Annotated in this window: 25 protein-coding genes; 17 read left to right on the top strand and 8 right to left on the bottom strand. The window is 36.5% G+C overall.

Features of this window, described 5'->3' with window-relative positions; all coding sequences use genetic code 11:
* The first annotated feature begins 2 nt into the window (after positions 1–2).
* The 5 genes from C1726_RS20830 (at position 3) to C1726_RS20850 (ending at position 4,814) form a co-directional block, all read left to right on the top strand.
* Positions 3–983, top strand: a complete 981-nt coding sequence (locus C1726_RS20830) for a YncE family protein (protein ID WP_102274903.1) — start codon at positions 3–5, stop codon at positions 981–983.
* Positions 983–1,666 (top strand): response regulator transcription factor, encoded by a 684-nt coding sequence (locus C1726_RS20835; protein ID WP_102274904.1) that lies wholly within the window; start codon positions 983–985, stop codon positions 1,664–1,666. Before C1726_RS20830 ends, C1726_RS20835 begins: the two co-directional genes overlap by 1 nt.
* Positions 1,663–3,060, top strand: coding sequence for a sensor histidine kinase (locus tag C1726_RS20840; RefSeq protein WP_102274905.1), 1,398 nt, complete (start codon positions 1,663–1,665; stop codon positions 3,058–3,060). The genes C1726_RS20835 and C1726_RS20840 overlap by 4 nt, the downstream gene beginning before the upstream one ends.
* Before the next feature lie 75 nt (positions 3,061–3,135).
* Positions 3,136–3,609, top strand: a complete 474-nt coding sequence (locus C1726_RS20845; protein WP_102274906.1) for a FixH family protein — start codon at positions 3,136–3,138, stop codon at positions 3,607–3,609.
* A gap of 431 nt (positions 3,610–4,040) precedes the next feature.
* The gene (locus tag C1726_RS20850; protein ID WP_102274907.1) at positions 4,041–4,814 is read left to right on the top strand and encodes a CAP domain-containing protein; all 774 of its coding nucleotides are present in this window, start codon (positions 4,041–4,043) and stop codon (positions 4,812–4,814) included.
* Between the two features lie 46 nt (positions 4,815–4,860).
* Here the strand turns inward: C1726_RS20850 and C1726_RS20855 are convergent, their stop codons facing one another.
* On the bottom strand, positions 4,861–5,334 hold the full coding sequence (locus C1726_RS20855) for an Hsp20/alpha crystallin family protein (protein WP_102274908.1): 474 nt from the start codon (positions 5,332–5,334) through the stop codon (positions 4,861–4,863).
* Positions 5,335–5,520: 186 nt separating this feature from the next.
* Here C1726_RS20855 and C1726_RS20860 point away from each other — a divergent pair, with 186 nt between their 5' ends.
* Positions 5,521–6,294: an SDR family oxidoreductase gene (locus C1726_RS20860; protein WP_102274909.1), complete on the top strand. Its 774-nt coding sequence runs from the start codon at positions 5,521–5,523 to the stop codon at positions 6,292–6,294.
* Positions 6,295–6,345: 51 nt separating this feature from the next.
* Here C1726_RS20860 and C1726_RS20865 read toward each other — a convergent pair whose 3' ends face one another.
* Positions 6,346–7,707, bottom strand: a complete 1,362-nt coding sequence (locus C1726_RS20865) for an MATE family efflux transporter (protein WP_102274910.1) — start codon at positions 7,705–7,707, stop codon at positions 6,346–6,348.
* 215 nt (positions 7,708–7,922) lie between these two features.
* Between C1726_RS20865 and C1726_RS26320 the strand changes: the two genes are divergently transcribed.
* Complete coding sequence (locus C1726_RS26320) at positions 7,923–8,087, top strand: hypothetical protein (RefSeq protein WP_216629096.1); 165 nt, start codon at positions 7,923–7,925, stop codon at positions 8,085–8,087.
* A gap of 79 nt (positions 8,088–8,166) precedes the next feature.
* Here the strand turns inward: C1726_RS26320 and C1726_RS20870 are convergent, their stop codons facing one another.
* The 4 genes from C1726_RS20870 to C1726_RS20885 form a co-directional block, all read right to left on the bottom strand.
* Complete coding sequence (locus C1726_RS20870; protein WP_102274911.1) at positions 8,167–8,730, bottom strand: GNAT family N-acetyltransferase; 564 nt, start codon at positions 8,728–8,730, stop codon at positions 8,167–8,169.
* 307 nt (positions 8,731–9,037) lie between these two features.
* Complete coding sequence (locus C1726_RS20875; protein WP_102274912.1) at positions 9,038–10,162, bottom strand: amidohydrolase; 1,125 nt, start codon at positions 10,160–10,162, stop codon at positions 9,038–9,040.
* Between the two features lie 75 nt (positions 10,163–10,237).
* Complete coding sequence (locus C1726_RS20880) at positions 10,238–10,825, bottom strand: DedA family protein (RefSeq protein ID WP_102274913.1); 588 nt, start codon at positions 10,823–10,825, stop codon at positions 10,238–10,240.
* Positions 10,826–10,850: 25 nt separating this feature from the next.
* On the bottom strand, positions 10,851–11,630 hold the full coding sequence (locus tag C1726_RS20885) for an undecaprenyl-diphosphate phosphatase (protein ID WP_102274914.1): 780 nt from the start codon (positions 11,628–11,630) through the stop codon (positions 10,851–10,853).
* 239 nt (positions 11,631–11,869) lie between these two features.
* Between C1726_RS20885 and C1726_RS20890 the strand changes: the two genes are divergently transcribed.
* From C1726_RS20890 to C1726_RS20910, 5 genes are all read left to right on the top strand, one after another.
* Positions 11,870–12,193 (top strand): DUF4870 domain-containing protein, encoded by a 324-nt coding sequence (locus tag C1726_RS20890; protein ID WP_407642050.1) that lies wholly within the window; start codon positions 11,870–11,872, stop codon positions 12,191–12,193.
* 110 nt (positions 12,194–12,303) lie between these two features.
* Positions 12,304–12,513 carry a PLD nuclease N-terminal domain-containing protein gene (locus C1726_RS20895; protein ID WP_102274916.1) on the top strand — a complete coding sequence of 70 codons (210 nt, stop codon included), beginning with the start codon at positions 12,304–12,306 and terminating at the stop codon, positions 12,511–12,513.
* Positions 12,513–13,421, top strand: a complete 909-nt coding sequence (locus C1726_RS20900; protein ID WP_102274917.1) for an ABC transporter ATP-binding protein — start codon at positions 12,513–12,515, stop codon at positions 13,419–13,421. The genes C1726_RS20895 and C1726_RS20900 overlap by 1 nt, the downstream gene beginning before the upstream one ends.
* On the top strand, positions 13,418–14,194 hold the full coding sequence (locus C1726_RS20905; protein WP_102274918.1) for an ABC transporter permease: 777 nt from the start codon (positions 13,418–13,420) through the stop codon (positions 14,192–14,194). The genes C1726_RS20900 and C1726_RS20905 overlap by 4 nt, the downstream gene beginning before the upstream one ends.
* A 95-nt stretch (positions 14,195–14,289) precedes the next feature.
* A complete protein-coding gene (locus tag C1726_RS20910) occupies positions 14,290–15,132 on the top strand; it encodes a patatin-like phospholipase family protein (protein ID WP_180968322.1) in 843 nt (280 codons plus the stop codon).
* Between the two features lie 60 nt (positions 15,133–15,192).
* Here C1726_RS20910 and C1726_RS20915 read toward each other — a convergent pair whose 3' ends face one another.
* Positions 15,193–15,753 carry a YdcF family protein gene (locus C1726_RS20915; RefSeq protein ID WP_102274920.1) on the bottom strand — a complete coding sequence of 187 codons (561 nt, stop codon included), beginning with the start codon at positions 15,751–15,753 and terminating at the stop codon, positions 15,193–15,195.
* Between the two features lie 127 nt (positions 15,754–15,880).
* Here C1726_RS20915 and C1726_RS20920 point away from each other — a divergent pair, with 127 nt between their 5' ends.
* The 5 genes from C1726_RS20920 (at position 15,881) to C1726_RS20935 (ending at position 18,925) form a co-directional block, all read left to right on the top strand.
* Positions 15,881–16,657, top strand: coding sequence for a hypothetical protein (locus tag C1726_RS20920; protein WP_102274921.1), 777 nt, complete (start codon positions 15,881–15,883; stop codon positions 16,655–16,657).
* 393 nt (positions 16,658–17,050) lie between these two features.
* A complete protein-coding gene (locus C1726_RS26650) occupies positions 17,051–17,305 on the top strand; it encodes an RNA polymerase sigma factor (RefSeq protein WP_235822814.1) in 255 nt (84 codons plus the stop codon).
* Positions 17,302–17,523, top strand: a complete 222-nt coding sequence (locus C1726_RS26655; RefSeq protein WP_235822815.1) for an RNA polymerase sigma factor — start codon at positions 17,302–17,304, stop codon at positions 17,521–17,523. Before C1726_RS26650 ends, C1726_RS26655 begins: the two co-directional genes overlap by 4 nt.
* Positions 17,510–18,148: a nuclear transport factor 2 family protein gene (locus C1726_RS20930; protein ID WP_102274922.1), complete on the top strand. Its 639-nt coding sequence runs from the start codon at positions 17,510–17,512 to the stop codon at positions 18,146–18,148. The genes C1726_RS26655 and C1726_RS20930 overlap by 14 nt, the downstream gene beginning before the upstream one ends.
* Positions 18,149–18,355: 207 nt before the next feature.
* Positions 18,356–18,925: a TlpA disulfide reductase family protein gene (locus tag C1726_RS20935; RefSeq protein ID WP_102274923.1), complete on the top strand. Its 570-nt coding sequence runs from the start codon at positions 18,356–18,358 to the stop codon at positions 18,923–18,925.
* Positions 18,926–19,493: 568 nt separating this feature from the next.
* On the opposite strand, the gene C1726_RS20940 is transcribed toward C1726_RS20935, so the two are convergent.
* On the bottom strand, positions 19,494–20,118 hold a 625-nt coding region (locus tag C1726_RS20940), incomplete at its 5' end, for an IS256 family transposase (RefSeq protein WP_180968101.1).

The following is a 20,118-nucleotide window of genomic DNA, read 5'->3' on the forward strand; positions in this document are numbered from 1 at the left end:
AAATGTTGAGGAGTATACATAGAGTTGTGATTTTCCTAGCTGTCGTTTTTCTTCTATCATCTTGTTCAAATAAAGGATATCCGCCAATCCAGGAGGACCGTTCGATCGCTGCAACTGTGAATATTAAAGACCAATCCATTTCATTTATAGATCTGGACAAAATGGAGAAAATGCTAGACTGGGAATTGGACAAACCATATACTGGTGCAATTATTCTACCTGATGGGGATACTCTGCTTTTGTATGGCAAGCAGATGGAAACGGTTGATCTTTATTCACTGAAAAGAGGACAGAAGATCGATAGCTGGAAAACAGGCAAAGGGATTGTTAATGGAAAGCTGCTGCATATGGGTTCAGAGATTGCCTTAGTTGATCAGGACTTAAACCAAATCAGATTTTTTAATCTGGATGGAGAAGAGCAATGGAAAGTGAACACAGAGTTAAATCCTCTTACGATTTTAGAGGCGGAGAAGGAGAAGAAGCTATTTGTTCTTAGTTTTAATAAAGAACAGTTAACAGTTGTTGACTTAGTGAAAAAGAAAAAAATGAATGGCTACCCGATTCATCCATCTGCTGCTGGGGCGTGGCTAAATGATGAAAAGGGAGAGATATGGATTGGCGGACATGGGTCGGGGGCGGAAATTGAGAAGGATATCCATGTTTACGACTCCGTTTCGGGTAAGTTTAAACGAAAGATTCCAGCTCCATCTATGCCTATTAACTTTATAGGCAATCACAATCATGTATATGTCCTAAGCCATGGCACAAGTAAGCTTTATCAATTAGATGATGAGGGAAATGTGATTGATTCTATTGTAGTTGGTGCGAATCCATTTGAGATGCTCATTGTTGAAAATCAGCTGATTATTGCCGGGTATGATAGCAATGATGTTCATATTGTCGATTCTGAAAATCTAAAAATAATCAAAACGATTTCCGTCGGTGATGGACCATTTCAAATTGTAATAAGGGAGAGAAAGTAATGGTGCAAACAAATATCTTAATAATCGATGATGAGGAAGATATGCGGCATCTTGCAGAAATGTATCTCGAAAACTCTGGTTATTATTGCTATCTTGCAGCTAGTGGGCAGGAAGGATACGAAATATTAAAAAATAAAAAGATCGATTTAATTATTCTCGACATTATGATGCCTGATGAAAATGGCTTTCAAGTTTGTGCACGAATTAGGGAGAAGTACAGCGTTCCGATTATTTTTTTATCAGCAAAAGGTGAAGAATGGGATAAGGTTAAGGGATTACAGCTTGGAGGGGATGACTATATCGTAAAGCCATTTAGTCCAGGAGAAATGATTGCTAGAATACAGGCAGTTTTAAGAAGATCAGGGTTAACATCTGCTGACTCTCAGACACGGATACAATTAGGAGATATAATGATTGATCGTATGGCCAGAACAGTGATGGTAGCTGATACAATCGTTGCTCTCACATTAAAGGAGTTCGAGCTATTAGCCTTTTTTGCTGATCATTATGCACAAGCATTAAGCAGGGAACAGCTTTTGGAACATATTTGGGGAATGGATTACATAGGGAGTTTGCGTACTGTAGATACACATATCAAGACACTTCGAATGAAGCTTGGGATGGCAGATTATATTCAAACTGTGTGGGGAATTGGCTACAAATTTGAGGTACACGTAAAATGACATTCAGTATGGACAGCATTGCAAAAAAGCTATGGCTGACAATCACAGCTGCCATCGTTGTCACGATTATTTACTCCTACTTTTTATCTTATCTTTTTTATGAAAAGCTTTATGTTGAAAATGTAGAAGAAAATTTACTTGAAGAAGGTCGGCGTCTTGCTGCTGAATATGAAGGGGGTCCATTAACAGATGAACTGAAAGATAAGATTGATTGGTATAGTTCAAAATCTGAAACAGAAATATTTATTGTCAGTAATCCAAGAGAACTAAGTGCATGTCTTCCTTTTGATATCGATTATGAAACATTAATCAGCGGAACGGAAAGAGAAAAACTGCTTAAAGGGAGGCCAGTCCAGAAAATAGGCTTTGAAGAACGGTTTGATAGAAAAATAATGGCTGTCGTCATTCCTCTTTTGGACGAAAATCGATTGGAAGGCATCATTTATCTATATATCCCATTGGCAAAGATTTCAGAGGTAACGACAGACTTTGCATATTTGTGGATGATTGCAGCAATTTTATTTCTAGTCATTGCGATTTTCACTGGAACGATACTCGTTAGAAAGCTGACAAAACCGTTGATTGATATGAAGGATGCAGCCGGAAAAGTCTCAATAGGTGACTATTCTGTGAAAATTACGAATGATTCGATGGATGAGATTGGGCAGCTTGCTCGGGCATTTAATCATATGGCATCATCCATTCAAAAAGAGGATGAACGCAAGAAAGAGTTTCTAGCGAATGTGTCTCATGAATTAAGAACCCCGATAAGCTACATAAAAGGGTATAGTGATGCTTTGCATACTGGTATAGTAAAAGAAGAAGATCGAAGCAAATATTTAAGCTTAATTCATCGGGAAGCAGGAAGAATGGAGAGGCTTGTTGGAGATCTTCTTGATTTGTCAAAGCTCGATTCAAATGAATTTAACATTGAACGAACGCCTCTTCCGCTTGGGCAGTTAATTGAGGATGCTGTTCAGAAATACATTCTAAAGATGAAAGAAAAAGAGATTGAATTCATATATGAAGCAGATCCCGACATTATCATTAATGGAGATGCTGGCAGAATAGAGCAAGTGCTTCAAAATATACTCGACAATTCGATGCGTTATACAGATAATGGAAGGATTACACTGAAAATGTTTAAAACCAATGCCGGCTGCTCAATAGAAATAACTGATACTGGGGTTGGGATCCCCGCAGATGATATGGATAAAATCAAACAGCGGTTCTTTCGAGTGAATCGGGCGAGAACAAGAAAGGATGGCGGCACTGGGTTAGGGCTTGCTATTGCTGAGAAGATCATTTCTCTTCATGGTGGCACCTTAATCATTAATAGCCAGCTAGGAAAAGGGACAATGGTACAAATCAATTTACCTGTTCTAGATATTTAAATGTTTTTTCACATATTTCACACATCTTCACGTTAATATGTCATGAAAGCATGAAAAGATAAAGGAGATTATACAATGAGAAAAATGTTATTACTGCTCGTATTATTAGCGGCAGCTGTTTTTACAGCAGCATGTTCATCAGAGAGTAAAGAAGAAGAGGAGCTAGCCATTCTTGATGTGGAACTAACAATTAATCCTGAAAAAGCTGAAGTGAATGAACCAGTTGTCTTTGAAGCAAAAGTTACATATGGAGAGAAAGAAGTAACAGATGCGGAAGATGTCAAATTCGAAATTTGGCGGGCAAATGACGAAAATCATGAAAAAGTGGCAGTTGAGCATGCTGAAAATGGTATCTATCGTTTAGAAAAAAGCTTTACTGAGGAAGGAACTTATTATATTTATTCACATGTTACAGCTGAGAATATGCATAGTATGCCTAAAAAAGAGTTTGTTATCGGTCAGCCTAGTGAACCAGAGAAGGATTCCTCCGATATGAAAATGGATATGGAAAACGAGGGGGAAGAGGGAGAACATAGCGGTGATCATTAATGGGAGCAGCCTAAAGGCTGCTCTTGTTTATTCTTGGGTTAAAAATTTTTCCTAATTCATCCACTCTATCCATCATCGGATATTCACAAATGTAACATTTGCGTAATATAAGTAAAAGTAAAACGTCCTCAAAAAAACTGTCAATACTATTTTTCTAGTTTTAATTTGGAAGTCTCATAAGGAACACGCCAAATATGTAAATTCTAACCAAGGGAAAAATACTCAGAGCATTTATACTAGAAACTAGTTAAACAAAGGGTTTTCTCTTATTCTAGCTTTTTCTCAAACTTTCAATTATCTAATAATTGCTAGCGAAATAGACGAATGTAAATTCCTTCCTAAAATATTACTAGAAACCGTGTGTTATGATGATTGTGCAAGTTACACAGCACTACAAAAAATAACCAAACACATCAGGGAGGATTTATATAATGAATAAAAAAGTAATTTTTTCAGTAGCAGCTGCAGCAGCATTATTAGTTTCTAATCCAGTAGTGAACAAGGCGGACGCGGCATCAAATTGCCCAACTCCACAAGTGAAAGTTGTTAAATTAAATCAATCTACTATCCTTAATAAGGATCAAATTAATAGCGAAATTCAAAAATTAATGAAAGAATACAATATTACTTGGAACCAAGCAAATAAACAAGTAGTAGTAAAACAACCTGCTGAAAAGCCAGCAGCAAAGCAGCCAGCACAAACACAAACACAAAAGCCAGCACAAACACAAACACAAAAGCCAGCACAAACACAAACACAAAAGCCGGCACAAACACAAACTCAAAAACCAGCACAAACACAGCCATCAACACCTGCATCATCATCTGTAAGTGCTTATGAGAAAAAGGTGTTAGATTTAACAAACCAAGAACGTGCGAAAAATGGCGTACCTGCTTTAAAGCTTGATGTAGAATTAAGCAAGGTTGCACGTGCAAAATCAGCTGATATGAAGGCAAAAGGATATTTTGATCATAACAGCCCAACTTACGGGTCACCATTTGATATGATGAAGCAATTCGGAATCACATATAAGTCAGCTGGTGAAAACATTGCCATGGGTCAGCGTACTCCTGAAGAAGTAGTAAATGCATGGATGAACAGTGCAGGACACCGTAAAAATATCTTAAATGCTAGCTATACGCATCTTGGAGTAGGCTATGTAGCTGATGGAAATTACTGGACACAAATGTTTATTGGAAAATAATCAAATAACAACAAAAAGAGCAGTTCCAATTGGGACTGTTCTTTTTTTATAAAATATCTGTAACATCGACTTCAGAAAACTGCATATCTATATTTTTAGGAATTTTCACTTCAAGTATGCCATCTTTAATAAGTGCAGTTGTTCCTTTTTTTTTGACAAGGACTGGCAGAGTAATAACGTGCTTATCTTCATATTCTGGGATGTGTTCAATAATCATTTGGTTAGATGTATGAAACAGTCTTAAGTTCTTCCGCCACTCATCTTCTTTCAGCGGAATTCTTACATATACAAAATCATGGGTTTCAAATACTGATGATGGCAAGGTAGAAGAACTGGCTGGCTGTTGCTGCTGCTTACTAAAGCCATTCATGAAATCTTGCGGATTCATCATCCCCTGCATTTGTTCGGGGATCATTTGTCCCATCATGTTTTGGATATACTTATTGATATCTTCGGGGTTCATTTGCTGCATCTCTTTTTTTACATCTTTATGAAATGGGAAGAGATTCCAAGGAAACATGGGGTATCATCCTTTCAAATACAGGAAAAATCTTTTTAAATAGATGGATTCTTTTCATATTATGCTAATAATGACCTAATCGTTAAGGAAAGTTAAACGTTATTAGGTAAATACATTTCATTTGCATATCCCAATGGTTATGAATAATATATTAGATAAAAAGCTATATTATTGTGGGGTATGCTTGTGAGAGAAAAAGCAGCATTAATAACTGGAGGGGCTACTGGAATCGGAAGGCAAACAGCTTTTATCCTTGCTGAAAACGGGATTCATTTAGTGATTAATTACCGAAAAAGCAAGGAAAGGGCTGAGTCGCTCGCATGTGAGTTGTCTGAAAGGTATGGGACACGAAATATTGCTGTAAGCGGTGATATTTGTGAATTAGAAGATTGCCAAAAAGTTGCTGCGGAAGCACTATCAGCTTTTGAAGTGATTGACATCCTTGTACATAATGCTGGCCCTTACCTGCATGAAAGAAAAATGATGATCGACTATACTTTTGAAAATTGGAATTACATTATTAATGGCAACTTAAATGCTGTTTTCTATTTATCCAAATTATTGCTTCCTAAGATGAGAGAAGAACGGTGGGGCCGTATCATCACGATTGGCTTTGATCGGGTGGAATCAGCCCCGGGCTGGATTTACCGTTCGGCCTTTGCTGCGGCAAAAAGTGGAGCTGTCTCGTTAACAAAAACAATCGCTATTGAAGAAGCTGAAAACGGGATCACAGCCAATATGGTTTGTCCTGGCGATATAACTGGAGAATGGAAGGAAACAGGGATTCTTAAGGCCCTTGAAGGGATTGATACAAATTCTCCAGTTGGCAGACCAGGGACAGGTGAAGATATTGCTAGGGTCATTCGATTTCTGATTGATGAAAAATCCGATTTTATAACTGGAAGCGTGATTTCTGTAACCGGAGGAAAAGATGTTTTAGGGAAGGTATTCAGGGACTAAGATAAAAAAAGACTGGGGATGAAAGATTTATTCTTTCTTCCCCAGTCTTTTTTATACAGCAGATTTTGCGTTAAATCTTTTTCTCTGAATAAATATGAGCCTGCTTGATAAACAGATAGCTCCTGCTGCCAGCCCAATAATTAATCCAACCCAGTAGCCAAATGCTCCCCAGCTTGTATAGTTTGCGAGATAATAGCCAACTGGGAGTCCAATAATCCAATAGGAAATCAGTGACATGATAAAAGTGATGTTGACATCCTTATATCCCCGTAAAGCTCCTTGAACAGAGGCTTGAATGGCGTCTGATAGCTGGAAAAAGATTGCGAAAATTAAAAACTGTGCAGTCAACTTAATGACAACAGGGTCTTTCGTGTATATGCCCGCAACTTCTGGGCGGAAGAAAAGGAGAATCACTCCACAGACGAAAGCCATGAAGACGGCGATAGACACGCCGATCCAGCTATATTCTTTCGCATGCTTTAATCGATTGGCACCAACCTCAAACCCAACGACAATTGTCAGTGCCATAGAGATGCTTAGTGGAACCATATAAAGAAAAGATGAAAAGTTTAATGCAGCCTGATGCGCAGCAATCGTCGCTGTGTCATATTCACTCATAAACAATGTAACCGCAGCAAAAATGCTTGTTTCAAAAAAAATAGAAAACCCTATAGGTATGCCAATGACCAAAATTTCCTTCCATTTAGTAAAAGAAATTCGATAAAACGTTTGAAATATCCCAAATCTGGAAAACGGAATTTGCTTATGAATAATAAATATTGAAATAGCCGTGATGACCCAATATGTAATTGCTGTCGCATAGCCTGCACCAACTCCTCCTAGTTCCGGAAATCCTAACTTTCCATAGATGAGCAAATAATTAAAAATAACATTGATCGGTAAGGTGAGCAGGGTGATCATCATAGTAACTCGTGTTTTCCCAAGTGCATCAATGAATGACCGAAGAACATTATAAATAAATAAAGGAATCATTCCAAAGCTTAATGCAATTAAATAATCACGTGCTGTATCGTAAACCCTAGTCTCGAGACTCATTCCATTTAAGACCGGTTTTAGAACAAAACCACCCACAATAATGACGATAATAGCCATTGTCACCGCAAGATAGATCCCTTGGATAACAGAGTTTGCGACTTCCTCCCGTCTTTTTCCGCCTATTAACTGGGCAACAATCGGAGTAATGGAAAGGAGAATCCCGCTTAGACCTGTAAACACTGGCATCCAAAGTGAAGAACCAATGGCAACTCCAGCTAAATCGTTTGAACTGTAATGGCCAGACATGGTAGTGTCAAAGAAACTCATTGAATACATAGCAAGCTGAGTAATGAGAATGGGAATCAAGATAATCAGCAGCTGCTTTATTTTTTCTTTTTTAGTAAATGTTTGATTCATTTTATTATCCTCTTTCTAATTCATTACAAAATGAAATTATAGCATATTTTATTCAAATCAGTTTTATTATCTATTATGTCAGAGAAAAGACAAACAATTTTGCAATTATGTGAACTTTTAAAAATCACGAATGAAATGATATTCATATGTGAAATATATTTAATAAACGAAATAGTCCTTTTTAAAACACCGGAAATTGAATGAATAAAGGAGAGATGGGCATGAACTTTCATTTAAACAGAATTAATCCAAACCAGACCCAAGTGTTATTTCACGACGGGCGCTTTGAAACACTCACAAACGAAGAGCTGGAAGATTTAATGTCACAGATGGGAATTAGTGATAGGGCAGATGAATTAGAATCGAATGTTACTGATTAAGGCTGCTCATATTTATGTGCAGCCTTTTAAATAAAAAAAGCCAATTTTAATTAAAAAATTGGCTTGGTTCATGTTTAAATTATGCTTCTAATAAATGTGAAGCTTCTTGAACATCGGCAGTGCCGTTTCGTAAAACATCCAGTGTGTATAAATCCTTTGGAATTTCATATAAATTATATATCGATCCATTTGCATTAAGCTGATCATAAATTGCTTTTCTTGTTGCATTGGCAAAAATAACATATGGGAGCTTTTCAGCAGCCTTTTGAGAACGAATATTCTCTTTTCTAATCCGCATAAAAATAGTTTCAATTCCAATTTCATAGAATAGTTCATTAAAAAAGGCATCTTTAGCTATTTTATTATAACCTTTTCCATGGTATGGCTTTCCAAGCCAAGTGCCTAAAAAGCCTGCATTTTCTTGAATATCAAACAGATTGATCGTCCCAATCGGAGATCCCCATTCATCAAGAATCGTGCGTGAAATAAGTTCTCCACGTTCTTCTGCTTCTATCGTTTGTTTTGTCATAAAAACAAATTCATCATAGGAATAGGCTTTTTGGCGCACAAAAGGAAAGACATCAGGGTGCGTCATTAAATCATATAGTTCATGGCATTCTTGGAAATCACGTTTCTTGAGCATAGGTTATCCCTCCATTATGAGGACGTTCCTACTCCATGCCAAATAGAGCATACGGTCCACCCTCGAAATTTTTTGTATGTTGCTAAAAAATTTCGGGGTGGGAATCGAACCCACTAGAACCAGTATGACTGGTGGCGCACCATTTGCCTTCCCTATTCTATCGTTACCGATATTATGTTTTCTTCATTTTGCTAAAAAACGATTTCACTATCGTATAATACTAAAAAACAATAAAAAAGGAAATAGTTTTTTTACTTATTTTTATTGCGATTTTGTGGCAAAAATCAACAGCGAATTTCTACAAAATTCAGGCTTTTTCATATTCAAAAATACCGCTTATCATCGTCCATTTTGGTTTTGCAAGATAATGAAACGGGTGATGACTCCAAAGGACTAAATCCGCGTCCTTTCCTTCCTCTATACTTCCGAGCTGGTGATCAATCCGCAAATTTTTTGCTGGCAGAATCGTAATTCCTTCCAATGCTTTTTGTTCAGAAAGCCCTTCCCTTACTGCAATGGATGCGCACACATTTAAATACTGAATAGGTGTATAAGGATGATCGGTTGTAATGGATACTTCGACACCATTATTTGTAAGCTCCTGATACGTTTTCCATGTCTTATTTTTCAGCTCAACTTTTGAACGCCTTGTTAATGTCGGACCGACAGATACCATTAAATTAAGCCCAGCGAGCTCTTCAGCTATGAGGTGGCCTTCCGTACAATGCTCAATCCGCAAATCTAAATCAAATTCCTCTGCAAAACGGAGTGCTGAAATGATATCGTCCGCACGATGAGCATGGATACGTACAGGGATTTCTCTATTTAATGCCTGCATAATGGGGGCGGTTCTAAGAGAATCGGGGTGATATAATTGACTAGCCTCATAGAAAGCTTCTCTAAGCATTCCCATGATGCCCATTCGAGTGATTGAATCCTTGTTTCCTTGGCTATGTATACGTTTTGGATTTTCGCCAAGAGCAATTTTTAATCCTGCCGTTTCTTGTACAATCATTTTTTTAATATTCTTTCCAGCGGTTTTTATAACAGATGTAGTACCTCCGATTACATTGGCGCTTCCAGGCATGATATGAACAGTTGTAATTCCATGCTTAACTGCATCGGAAAAGGCAGGATCTAGAGGGTAAACGCCATCCATAGCACGAACATGAGGACTCATAGCTTCGGCTGTTTCATTTGCATCATTGCCAGCCCAGCCTGTCCCTTCATCATACAAGCCTAAATGTGTATGGACATCAATGAAACCAGGGAACAGGTAGCTATTATTACAATCAATGATTTTAACATCCGAATCAGTCTTGATAAAATGCTTTACCATCGAAATTTTCCCTGTCTCTATTAAAACATCTCCATGAAATGCTGGAGCTGTTATTGGATGAACAAAAGCATTTTTTAATAAGATTTTGGTCATGGATTTCCCTTTCTTACTCAGTAATCATTTGTTTTTACTATTTTAACAGGACTTATATTGATAGGAAATAAAAATTTAAATTACTGTCTTTTTTTTATAAAGAAAGTAAATGGCAATAGATGTAAAAGCAAGGATAATAATAGGGAGGATTACTGGTTTTGCATATTCTTTAATTTCTCGCCAATGATCTCCCAGCTGAATTCCTAATAATAGGAATAATACAGTCCATGGGATCATGGCTGCCATCGTATATATGCTGAAAGTTGACAGCGGCATTTTTGAAATTCCTGCTGGGATAGAAATTGCATGGCGGATGACAGGAACAAAGCGTGCGGTAAAAATGACACCGGTTCCATATTTTTGAAACCATTGCTCAGATGCGTCTAAATGTGATTTTTTGATTAATAAAAATTTACCATATTTATCAAGAAATGGCCTCCCTCCATATAAACCTATCCAATAAAGGAAAAGCTGGGCAATGGTTCCTCCGATTACACCTGAGATGAGTGCCCCCCAAAAGTGAATTTTCCCTGAGCTGATTAAATAGCCTCCATAGCTGAGAACAATTTCACTAGGAATGACCTCAATCATTAATCCAAGTGCGATTCCGATGTAACCAAGCTGGGACAAAATCTCGAATATAGAAAAGAAAAACTCTTTCAACTTCCTATCCCCTTTACCATAAAAATTAAAAAATGCCTGTCATCTGTAAAATGAGTATGGAAAAACCTAAGAACCAAACATAAACAGCAAATATTTTCAAAGACTTCCGTTTAAGAAAATTAATCATATACACAACGGCTATGTAGCCAAATATCGCAGAGGCAAGTGTTGCCACAAACAAGCTGCCAATTGAGATAGCCTCGATATGTCCAGCTGCCATTTCTCCAAATTGGAGGATAATTCCCCCTGCGATTGCTGGGATGGAAAGCAGAAAGGAAAAATATGCTGCCGTCTCTCTGTCTAATTTTCGGATTAATCCTGCCGCAATTGTAAGACCCGATCTTGAAATAGCAGGAAAAATAGCTGCTGCTTGAAAGGTTCCAATAAATAAAGCATCCCCATAACTAATTGTCTCCATCTTCTTTCTTCCGTTTTTGATGCTGTCCGCAAACCATAAAATGAAACCTGTAATTAAAAATTCCCACCCAATGGTAACGCCTGTTTTTGAAATGGAATCGAATAGGTCACTAAATAGAAAGCCAACAATAACAGCTGGAATTGTTCCAATAATAAGAAGCATGGAAAGTTTCCCAAAAGGATTCTTTAATATTTGAAAGAGTTCGTTTTTATAAACGACAAGAACGGCGAGCAGGGTTCCAACATGAAGCATCGTATCAAGAAATAAACCTGCATTATCCAGACCAAATAAATGCCGGCCTAAATATAAATGGCCAGTACTTGATATTGGCAGAAATTCTGTCAGTCCTTGAATGATCCCAAGAATTAAAGCTTCTAATTTAGACATCAAATTCCATCATCCTCTTCATATTTGAATATAGGTTGTCTTTACCAATTTTATTCAAGTTGTCCTAAACAAGAACTGAAATTAGGTAAGCAAAAAGAGAAAGGAATTTTTAAATTCCCAAAATGTATGAAACTTTCTTCAAGTTAGAGCGTACATAATATCATAAGAGAACTCATCCTAGATTCATATATATGTTGGAAATACTTAAGGAAGTTTTCGAATGAAAAGGGGGAATGAACATGCCATCAAATGATGAAAGGTTGCTGGCTACAGCTATTTACGTTACAAGTTTCTTTACAACCATTATTGGACCACTAGTCATCTGGCTGTTAAAGAAGGATGAGTCAGAGTATATTAACTATCATGGAAAAGAGTATTTTAACTTTATTATTTCTTATAGTGTATACTCCATCATTAGTGTATTTCTGATGTTTATTCTAATCGGTTTTATTACCATCTGGGCAGTTGGTGTGGCAGCATTTGTGTTTACGATTATTGCGGCTGTAAAAGCTTATGAAGGGAAGGAATATCGATTTCCTCTCGTCTTCAGACTTATTCGATAATTAGAAAAATCCTAGAGAATTTATCTCTGGGATTTTTTTTTTGAACGAAATTGAAACTTGTGCGTCTAATAGGTAATTACACAGGAAAAAAGCAAAGGAGGATTCTTGAAATGGAACTTTCACAGGTAAATTGGGAGGTTATTATACCAATTGTTGCACCAATTATTTTGATTCAGTTAATCCTAATGGCTATTGCCATTATTGATTTAATCCGTATTGAAAAAGTAAATGGACCAAAGTGGATTTGGGTTCTAGTCATCTTGTTAGTAAATATTATCGGTCCCATCATTTATTTTGTAATAGGAAGGAGGAATAATTGATGTCAGTTGTTCAAGTAAAGAACTTAAAGAAAAGTTTTCAAAAGCATGAGGTAATTAAAGGGCTGGACTTCCAACTAATGGATAATAAATGTATTGCATTGCTAGGGGCAAATGGGGCAGGTAAAACGACCACATTACAAATGCTTTCAGGACTAATAAAACCAACAGCTGGGGAAATCTTCTTCTCAGGTTCTCAGAAAGGAGAGGATTTTCGGCATTTAATTGGCTATCTTCCTCAACACCCGGTTTTTTATGAATGGATGACTGGAAGAGAGTTTTTAGAATATGCTGGGAAGCTGTCAGGTTTATCAAAAAAAGAATCAAAAATGAGAGCACAGGAATTATTGAAATTAGTTGGTATTGAAGAAGCAAAAAATCGCCGAATTGGGAAATATTCTGGTGGGATGAAGCAAAGATTAGGGATTGCTCAAGCGATTATTCACCGCCCTAAATTAGTAATTCTAGATGAACCTGTCTCGGCACTTGATCCATTTGGCCGAAGGGAAGTACTTGAATTGATGGGAAGGCTGAAAAAGGAAACTGCGATTCTTTTTTCAACACATATTTTAAATGATGCCGAAGAGGTATGCGATGAAATCCTTTTTCTTCATAATGGAAGATTAGTAGAGGCAGGGTCGATGGAACAGCTGCGTGATAAGCATCAGCAGGCAAAAATAGACCTTGAGTTTAAGGGGGATGCAGCCAGTTATGCGGAACTGCTCACTGCTTTTGTAAACGTTCAATCACATGCCATTGTGGGGAATAAAATTAGTTTTTTTGTCAAAGATATAGAGCTTGCTAAAACTGGCTTTCTGAAGGTTATTGCTGAAAAAAACCTTCCGCTTTTGAAGTTTGAAATTAGCCGTACCAGTTTGGAAGAAGTATTCATGAGGGTGGTGGAGAAATGAATCAATGGATGACCTTGCTTAATAAAGAACTGCTTGAAATGATAAGAAATTTTAAATGGGTATGGGTTCCCATCGTATTTATTTTAATTGCAGTAACAGAACCGATTACTGCTTATTATATGCCGCAAATTATTGATTCTCTTGGTAATTTGCCTGAAGGTGCAGTAATTGAATTGCCCGTACCATCTGCAGAAGAGGTATTAGTTGCTTCATTAAGTCAATATAATACATTAGGATTGCTTGTTATTATCTTAACCTCCATGGGGATGATTGCTGGCGAAAGAAAAAGCGGTGTAGCAGGGTTAATATTAGTAAAGCCTGTTTCCTATATGGCATTTGTAACTGCAAAATGGGCTGGGGCCATGCTATTACTTTGGATATCATATTTCATCGGGTATTTTGTATCCTGGTATTATGTTAGCATCCTTTTTGACACGATTCCTTTTTTAGATTTTATCCAATCGTTTTTCATATACGGATTATGGCTCTCTTTTGTTCTTACGATTACGGTTTTCTTTAACTCATTTCTTAAATCACCAGGTGCAGTCGGATTTCTTTCGTTCGCAGCTGTTATCTTATTAATCGTGATAAGCGGGACATTTTCGAAATGGTTTGAATGGAGTCCAGCTCAATTACTTTCCTATGCAAGTACCTGTATAATGACTGGTTCAATCTCTTCAGAGGCTTGGTCAGCGATTATTTTATCCGCATTCGGAATGTGTCTTTTAATAGGGGGGAGCATTGCCATATTTCGTCGAAGAGAACTTGCTTAAGTCCACGGAAAGTTTAAGCATATTCTTATCCTCTCACTGAGAAGTTTTGGTAAGATAATAATCGAAAATGATGAATGAGAGGAAGACGATCGGTGATGAATAATATTGGACTTGTTTTGGAAGGAGGAGGGATGCGTGGTGTCTATACAGCTGGGGTTCTTGAATATTTCATGGAGCAGGAAATACATTTCCCTTATGTGATCGGTGTATCCGCCGGTGCTGGTGTTGCTGCTTCCTATCTATCAAAACAAAAGGGCCGAAACAAAATTGTAAATATAGAGTATGTGTCAGATCCTCGCTATATTTCATGGCGAAACTTCATAAAGTCCCGGCAATTTTTTGGGATGGATTTTATTTTTGATGAGATTCCTAACAAGTATGTTCCCTACCATTTTAATGAGTTTTACGATAATCATGCAGAATTTGTGATAGGAACGACAGATTGTCAAACAGGGGAACCGGTTTATTTCGGAAGAAAGGATTACGGAAAGGATCTGCTGAAAATTGTCAGAGCTTCAAGCTCCTTGCCATTTATTGCCCCTGAAGTGTATTTTAAAAATCGTATTTTGCTTGATGGAGGAATTAGTGATCCGATCCCTATCAAAAAAGCTCAGTGTGATGGCTACAAACGTTCCGTAGTTATATTAACAAGAAACAAAGGATATAGAAAGAAGCCTTCGAGATTCCATTTTCTTGTTAAAAGAAAATACCCGCAATATAACGGATTACAGCAAGCGTTGGCTAGCCGTTATCAAAAGTACAATGATACGATTAGCTATCTTGAAGAAGAAGAAAGAAATGGAAGAGTTTTAATCATTCAGCCTCAAGAACCTTTAGAAGTAGGGAGAATGGAAAGAGATCCTAGAAAGCTGGAAAAATTATATCTTCAGGGATTTGAAGATGCTAAAAAGTATAAAGATAGAATCCTCAATTGGTAAGCAATTATATCTAAAATAAAATGTAAAGCTATCGTTATTTCGCGATAGCTTTTTTGGATTTTATGAACCAAATAGCATCATCTTAATGACTGCTGCATATTCACGGATATAAAGTGTTGCCCTCACAACTTTTGGGGTTTCAGCAGCTAAAGGGTATCCTTTGATATCCACCTTTTTTGCGAATGTGGCTGCTCGAAATAGATGAAAATCATTACTTACAATGACAGCTTCATCAATATCATAAAGTTCCTTTGTGTATTTTAAATTTTCATATGTGGAAGTGGAGCGATCTTCAAGCAGGATGCGTTTCTCATTAATATTATGGTCAGCGAAAAATCGACGGAGTGCTTCTGCCTCGGTAATATCTTCTCCATTTCCTTTGCCTCCAGTAACAATAACAACGGTGTTTGGATTGTCTTCTAAATAGGAAAGTGCCGTTTTTGCCCGATTCTGCAGACTTAATGACATTTCTTCCCCATTCACTTTTGCACCGAGAACGATAAGGTACGGAATATTTGAAGGAGGTGTCTGGTTCGCGGTTTTAACGATTTGGATATGAATAATTGAAATAATAACTAGAGGGATGATCAGCAATCCGCAAAAATATATGAATTTTTTCATGTTTTTCCTCCTAAAAATCATGTTTGGGGAAGTTTATTAATAGAATAGAAGAGATTTAAATAATTAATAGCATATTCTTAGTTAAACAGGAAGGGTTTTCCTTCTTACATAGTTAGGAGTTTTACTTATGAATATACAGCAATATTACCGAAAAACAGCATCCATTTCATTAAATGTTAGCCTAGCTGCACTGATTCCGTCTTTTTTCTTAATCATTTATGGAATCATGATTGCCAAAGATGGAAGATTTGTCTTGATTGTTCTCCCCTTTCTTGTGTATAGCTTTTTTTGTTATCAATATTATTTGGTTTGTGATCGGAGATCGAAGGGATTTACTGAAAAACCATTGGATGCTATATATATGAATCAATCACTTTTAAATACAGAACAAATACTTGTTCACTTTTTGCCCGCATCCTCTGTAAGAATTCTGTTTTTTAGTAGTACAGGGAAATTAATAGGGGAGCTTAAAGAGAGAAAACTTCAATTAATTAGATGGTTTTTTCCTAGTTTTTTGGACAGGCTTTTTGAAAAAAGGTATGGTCTTTATGATGAATTAAATAATATAATCGCTATCTTTCATTATAAAAAAAGGAAGATAGAAATTAGGGATAAGGATGGAAAATTGCTTAACATCATTCACTATGTGAGTAATGACAGACATATGAAATTTGAATTTGCAAGCAGTGGAGAAGCAATTGTGGTCACACGAACACTTCTTTATATGGATTATCAATTCTTCCAAAATCAAATAATGGTCTGCAGGCTGCAAAAGGGCTTGATGCCTTTAGAATGGGAATATTATATAAAAGACCCAAATACACCTGTCCTATCCTTTGAACAAAATTTATGTGAAGAAGAAAAAATTAATATTCTTGCTATCCTCTCAAAAATTCTCCACTAAGAAAATTGTAGTTTCATCAAGATTCAGAGCCAGGGGGAAGTTAAAAGAAGATAAAGTTAAGTGAATAGGAGGATGGGTAACGTTCCTCAAAATAATTAGCGGATTTTCTATAAAAGGCGCATTTCTGAAGCAGGAAATGCGTCTTTCTTATTGATATCTGTAAGATTGTGGAGCGAATTAATGAATCAGGAATATTGATTAAAGGGTCTGTGTGAAGTGATTCAATTAAACTTACAATGCAGTTTAGTGAATAAATATTGTATTAGGAATAGGAAACCTTTATTTTTCTATAGTCATTTTATAAGTAGATAATGAATTTTTCGAAAATGAAAAATGTTGTAACTTTCTGATACTTCAATCCGTTATTAAAGTGTAATGAAAGGAGGGAAGTTTTTGGACCCAAATATTATTAAGCAAGAAATTAATAATTGGTACTACCAGTTTAGTAATGACATTTTCAGGTATGTCTTTTTAATGATTGGTGACCGAGAACAGTCAAAAGATATTTTACAGGAAACTTTTTTACGAGCATACAATAATTACGATTCCTTTGATGGAAAAAATGTAAAGAGTTGGCTTTTTAGAATAGCTAGAAACTTAACCATTGATTTAATAAGAAGGAAAAAACACCTGAGCAAATTGCGGTGACCAATGAATATGAAAAAGACTTGTATCATTCATTAAATAATATTAAACGTCAATATAAAGATGTAATTATCCTTAGAAAGATTAAAGAGTTTTCAATTAGTGAAACCGCACAAATTTTAGGATGGACAGAAAGCAAAGTGAAGGTTTATTTGTTTAGAGGGATGAAAGCATTAAGAAAAGAGTTAGAGAAGGAGGGATATAATAATGAAACAAATTGATTCAGACAAGTATGATCAAGGACTTAAATCTTTGGGGAATCGGATTAACATTACTCAAGAAGAACAAAATCAGATGATTGATAAAATAAATACAAAGATAGAAAATGATTGGCAAACAAAGAGGAGAACACCAATAAATTGGAGCTATTATTTTGTGTTAATTGCCACGCTCCTAGTAATATCTATATTGACCCTGCCAGTATTGAATAATGTACCAGGAGAAAGTATGGAAATCACCGCTAAAGAAAGGGTTGAAAAGTTTTTTGAAGCTTATACCACCAAAGATTTTGATGCCTATTATGATATGTTGAGCACACTAGAAAAAGAGAAACTTGAAAAAGTCGAAATTTATAGTGATTCAAGTGAAAATAACAAGGTCACTTCCCTTAAAAGGGACAGAGAAGAAATAATAACAGTGTTTGAAAAGGCTTGGAAACCAGTGGAGGTTATCAAGATTGAAGAAAAAAGCGGCGGAACCGAACAAGGTACGATTGTAAGTGCTACGCTTCATTATCCTGCACGGGGCTCTGATCCTGAACACACAATCATTGAGACCTATAAGCTAATCAAAGAAAATGGGGAATGGAAAATTGCAAAATTTATTAGTAAAGAAATTATTGAATGATAAATTCAAATGACTCGAAAAAAGATATTATTCTGGGAAGGGTAACTTTTTAATAGAAATGGCTTGATGCTACTCACCAGTCGTAGAAAATAGGTTGTTTATAATTTGTAGTGGGGACAGTAGTAGATGCGGGTGCATGATATTAGTCTTTAGATGAATGGTCATGTATGATAGATCATATAGGATTCATCTTAAAGAGGTGTGTGCATGAAGAAATGGATTGCGGGAGCTGCAATTGTCATTGTACTGTTAATCATTGCTGATCGATTTATTTTTAACGACAACAATTATGAGCTTGAGAAAATAGAAAAATATGAGAAGCTAGAAAATGCTAGCGAGCTGCCAATTGGATTAAATGAAGGAAAACGGGCACCAGATTTCGAACTAATTGATTTAAATGGGAAGCCAGTCAAGCTAAGCGAGTTTATGGGGAAGCCAGTCCTTCTAAATTTCTGGGCAACTTGGTGTCCGCCGTGTAAGGATGAAATGCCACATATGGAGAAGCTTTATAAGAAATATAAAAAAGATGGGTTTGAAATCCTTGCTGTCAATGTGACAACTTCAGAAAAAGACCCAAAACATGTGGGTCAGTTTGTAGATGAATACAAACTGACGTTTCCAATCCCCCTAGATAAAAATGGAGCTGTCTTTCATGATTATGCAATTATTGGCTATCCAACAAGCTTTTTCATAGATTCAGATGGTGTGATTAGAAGAAAAGTAATGGGACCAGTAGAGGAAGACGAATTAGAAAAGGAAATCCTGAAATTGCTGTGAAAATGGGGATGAGTTACAATATCCAGTTGGTGAAAATAGGAATTCCCTTTCATCAAGGGTATGAAGGACAAAACATGTTTGAAAAAAGACTGAAAAGTCCTTCATCAAGGGAATGAAGGATAAAACATGTTTGAAAAACGATTGAAAAGTCTTTCATCAAGGGAATGAAGGACGAAACATAGTTGGAAAACGATAAAAAAGTCCTTCATCAAGGGAATGAAGGACGAAACATAGTTGGAAAACGATAAAAAAGTCCTTCATCAAGGGAATGAAGGACAAAACATGGTTGGACTACGATAAAAAAGTCCTTCATCAAGGAAATGAAGGACAAAGCATGAGTCAAGTCCTGAATTTTGTGTAAAAAGTGTCAACAATAAACTTCGACATAATCAAAACTATAATAAGTGGACTACACTATTTCGAATTTACATTGAGTGGCGGGCATGATAGCCTGGAGGGCAAGCCAGGGGTTGTTAAACTCCTGGCTTCCTGGCTTTACATCATGCCCGCGGAGGCTCAATGTCAATTCGAAATTAGGCCGTCCAACATACCTAAAACAACTTATCATCTAATTTCTTTGGTATGGAGTATTCCCTACCTTTATTTTTTTGTTTGCTTGTTGTTCTGCAATATCCATTAAAAGTGCCCCTATTAATCTAAACGCTGACTGTGTATTGGGAAAAATCCTTATAACTTGTTCCCTTCTCCTAACCTCTTGATTTAATCGTTCCAATGAATTTGTACAGTGAATATAAAGGTGATATTTCGAAGGTTCGTTTAAGTATTGAATGGCATCTTCGAAGCCATCTTCTAACGTCGATATTGCCTTATCTAGTTTTGGATTTTCTGCAAAATGCTTCACAAATTCCTCTTTAAATTCTCTAGCATCCTCAATTGTTACAGCGTCAAATATTCTCTTTAAGCCAATTTTTACGTCATCCATGTCTTTTTTTGGCAAATGATTAAAGATATTACGTTTAAAATGCACGGAGCAGCGTTGCCAAGTAGTCCCCACAAATTCTTCGGTAATAGCCTTTTTTAAGCCCTTATGTGCGTCAGATATGATTAGTTTAGGTGATTGAAGACCACGAGATTGTAAGTACTGAAAAAATCTTTGCCAAGCCTCATAGCTCTCAGCGTGATCTACTTTTAAACCCAGGATTTCTCGACCATTTTGTTCATTAATGGCGGTT

The sequence above is a fragment of the Cytobacillus massiliigabonensis genome, assembly GCF_900199725.1.
In the GTDB taxonomy this organism is placed as follows: domain Bacteria; phylum Bacillota; class Bacilli; order Bacillales; family Cytobacillaceae; genus Cytobacillus; species Cytobacillus massiliigabonensis.

Excerpts from the sequence above, each read along its gene's own strand:
- C1726_RS20935 (WP_102274923.1), top strand. The coding sequence starts at position 18,356 with ATGAAGAAATGGATTGCGGGAGCTGCAATTGTCATTGTACTGTTAATC.
- C1726_RS20905 (WP_102274918.1), top strand. The coding sequence starts at position 13,418 with ATGAATCAATGGATGACCTTGCTTAATAAAGAACTGCTTGAAATGATA.
- C1726_RS20920 (WP_102274921.1), top strand. The coding sequence starts at position 15,881 with ATGAATATACAGCAATATTACCGAAAAACAGCATCCATTTCATTAAAT.
- C1726_RS20865 (WP_102274910.1), bottom strand. The coding sequence starts at position 7,707 with ATGAATCAAACATTTACTAAAAAAGAAAAAATAAAGCAGCTGCTGATT.
- C1726_RS20835 (WP_102274904.1), top strand. The coding sequence starts at position 983 with ATGGTGCAAACAAATATCTTAATAATCGATGATGAGGAAGATATGCGG.
- C1726_RS20845 (WP_102274906.1), top strand. The coding sequence starts at position 3,136 with ATGAGAAAAATGTTATTACTGCTCGTATTATTAGCGGCAGCTGTTTTT.
- C1726_RS20900 (WP_102274917.1), top strand. The coding sequence starts at position 12,513 with ATGTCAGTTGTTCAAGTAAAGAACTTAAAGAAAAGTTTTCAAAAGCAT.
- C1726_RS20830 (WP_102274903.1), top strand. The coding sequence starts at position 3 with ATGTTGAGGAGTATACATAGAGTTGTGATTTTCCTAGCTGTCGTTTTT.
- C1726_RS26320 (WP_216629096.1), top strand. The coding sequence starts at position 7,923 with ATGGGCATGAACTTTCATTTAAACAGAATTAATCCAAACCAGACCCAA.
- C1726_RS20930 (WP_102274922.1), top strand. The coding sequence starts at position 17,510 with ATGAAACAAATTGATTCAGACAAGTATGATCAAGGACTTAAATCTTTG.
- C1726_RS20885 (WP_102274914.1), bottom strand. The coding sequence starts at position 11,630 with ATGTCTAAATTAGAAGCTTTAATTCTTGGGATCATTCAAGGACTGACA.
- C1726_RS20840 (WP_102274905.1), top strand. The coding sequence starts at position 1,663 with ATGACATTCAGTATGGACAGCATTGCAAAAAAGCTATGGCTGACAATC.
- C1726_RS20875 (WP_102274912.1), bottom strand. The coding sequence starts at position 10,162 with ATGACCAAAATCTTATTAAAAAATGCTTTTGTTCATCCAATAACAGCT.
- C1726_RS20895 (WP_102274916.1), top strand. The coding sequence starts at position 12,304 with ATGGAACTTTCACAGGTAAATTGGGAGGTTATTATACCAATTGTTGCA.
- C1726_RS20850 (WP_102274907.1), top strand. The coding sequence starts at position 4,041 with ATGAATAAAAAAGTAATTTTTTCAGTAGCAGCTGCAGCAGCATTATTA.
- C1726_RS20855 (WP_102274908.1), bottom strand. The coding sequence starts at position 5,334 with ATGTTTCCTTGGAATCTCTTCCCATTTCATAAAGATGTAAAAAAAGAG.
- C1726_RS20910 (WP_180968322.1), top strand. The coding sequence starts at position 14,290 with ATGAATAATATTGGACTTGTTTTGGAAGGAGGAGGGATGCGTGGTGTC.
- C1726_RS20870 (WP_102274911.1), bottom strand. The coding sequence starts at position 8,730 with ATGCTCAAGAAACGTGATTTCCAAGAATGCCATGAACTATATGATTTA.
- C1726_RS20890 (WP_407642050.1), top strand. The coding sequence starts at position 11,870 with ATGCCATCAAATGATGAAAGGTTGCTGGCTACAGCTATTTACGTTACA.
- C1726_RS20915 (WP_102274920.1), bottom strand. The coding sequence starts at position 15,753 with ATGAAAAAATTCATATATTTTTGCGGATTGCTGATCATCCCTCTAGTT.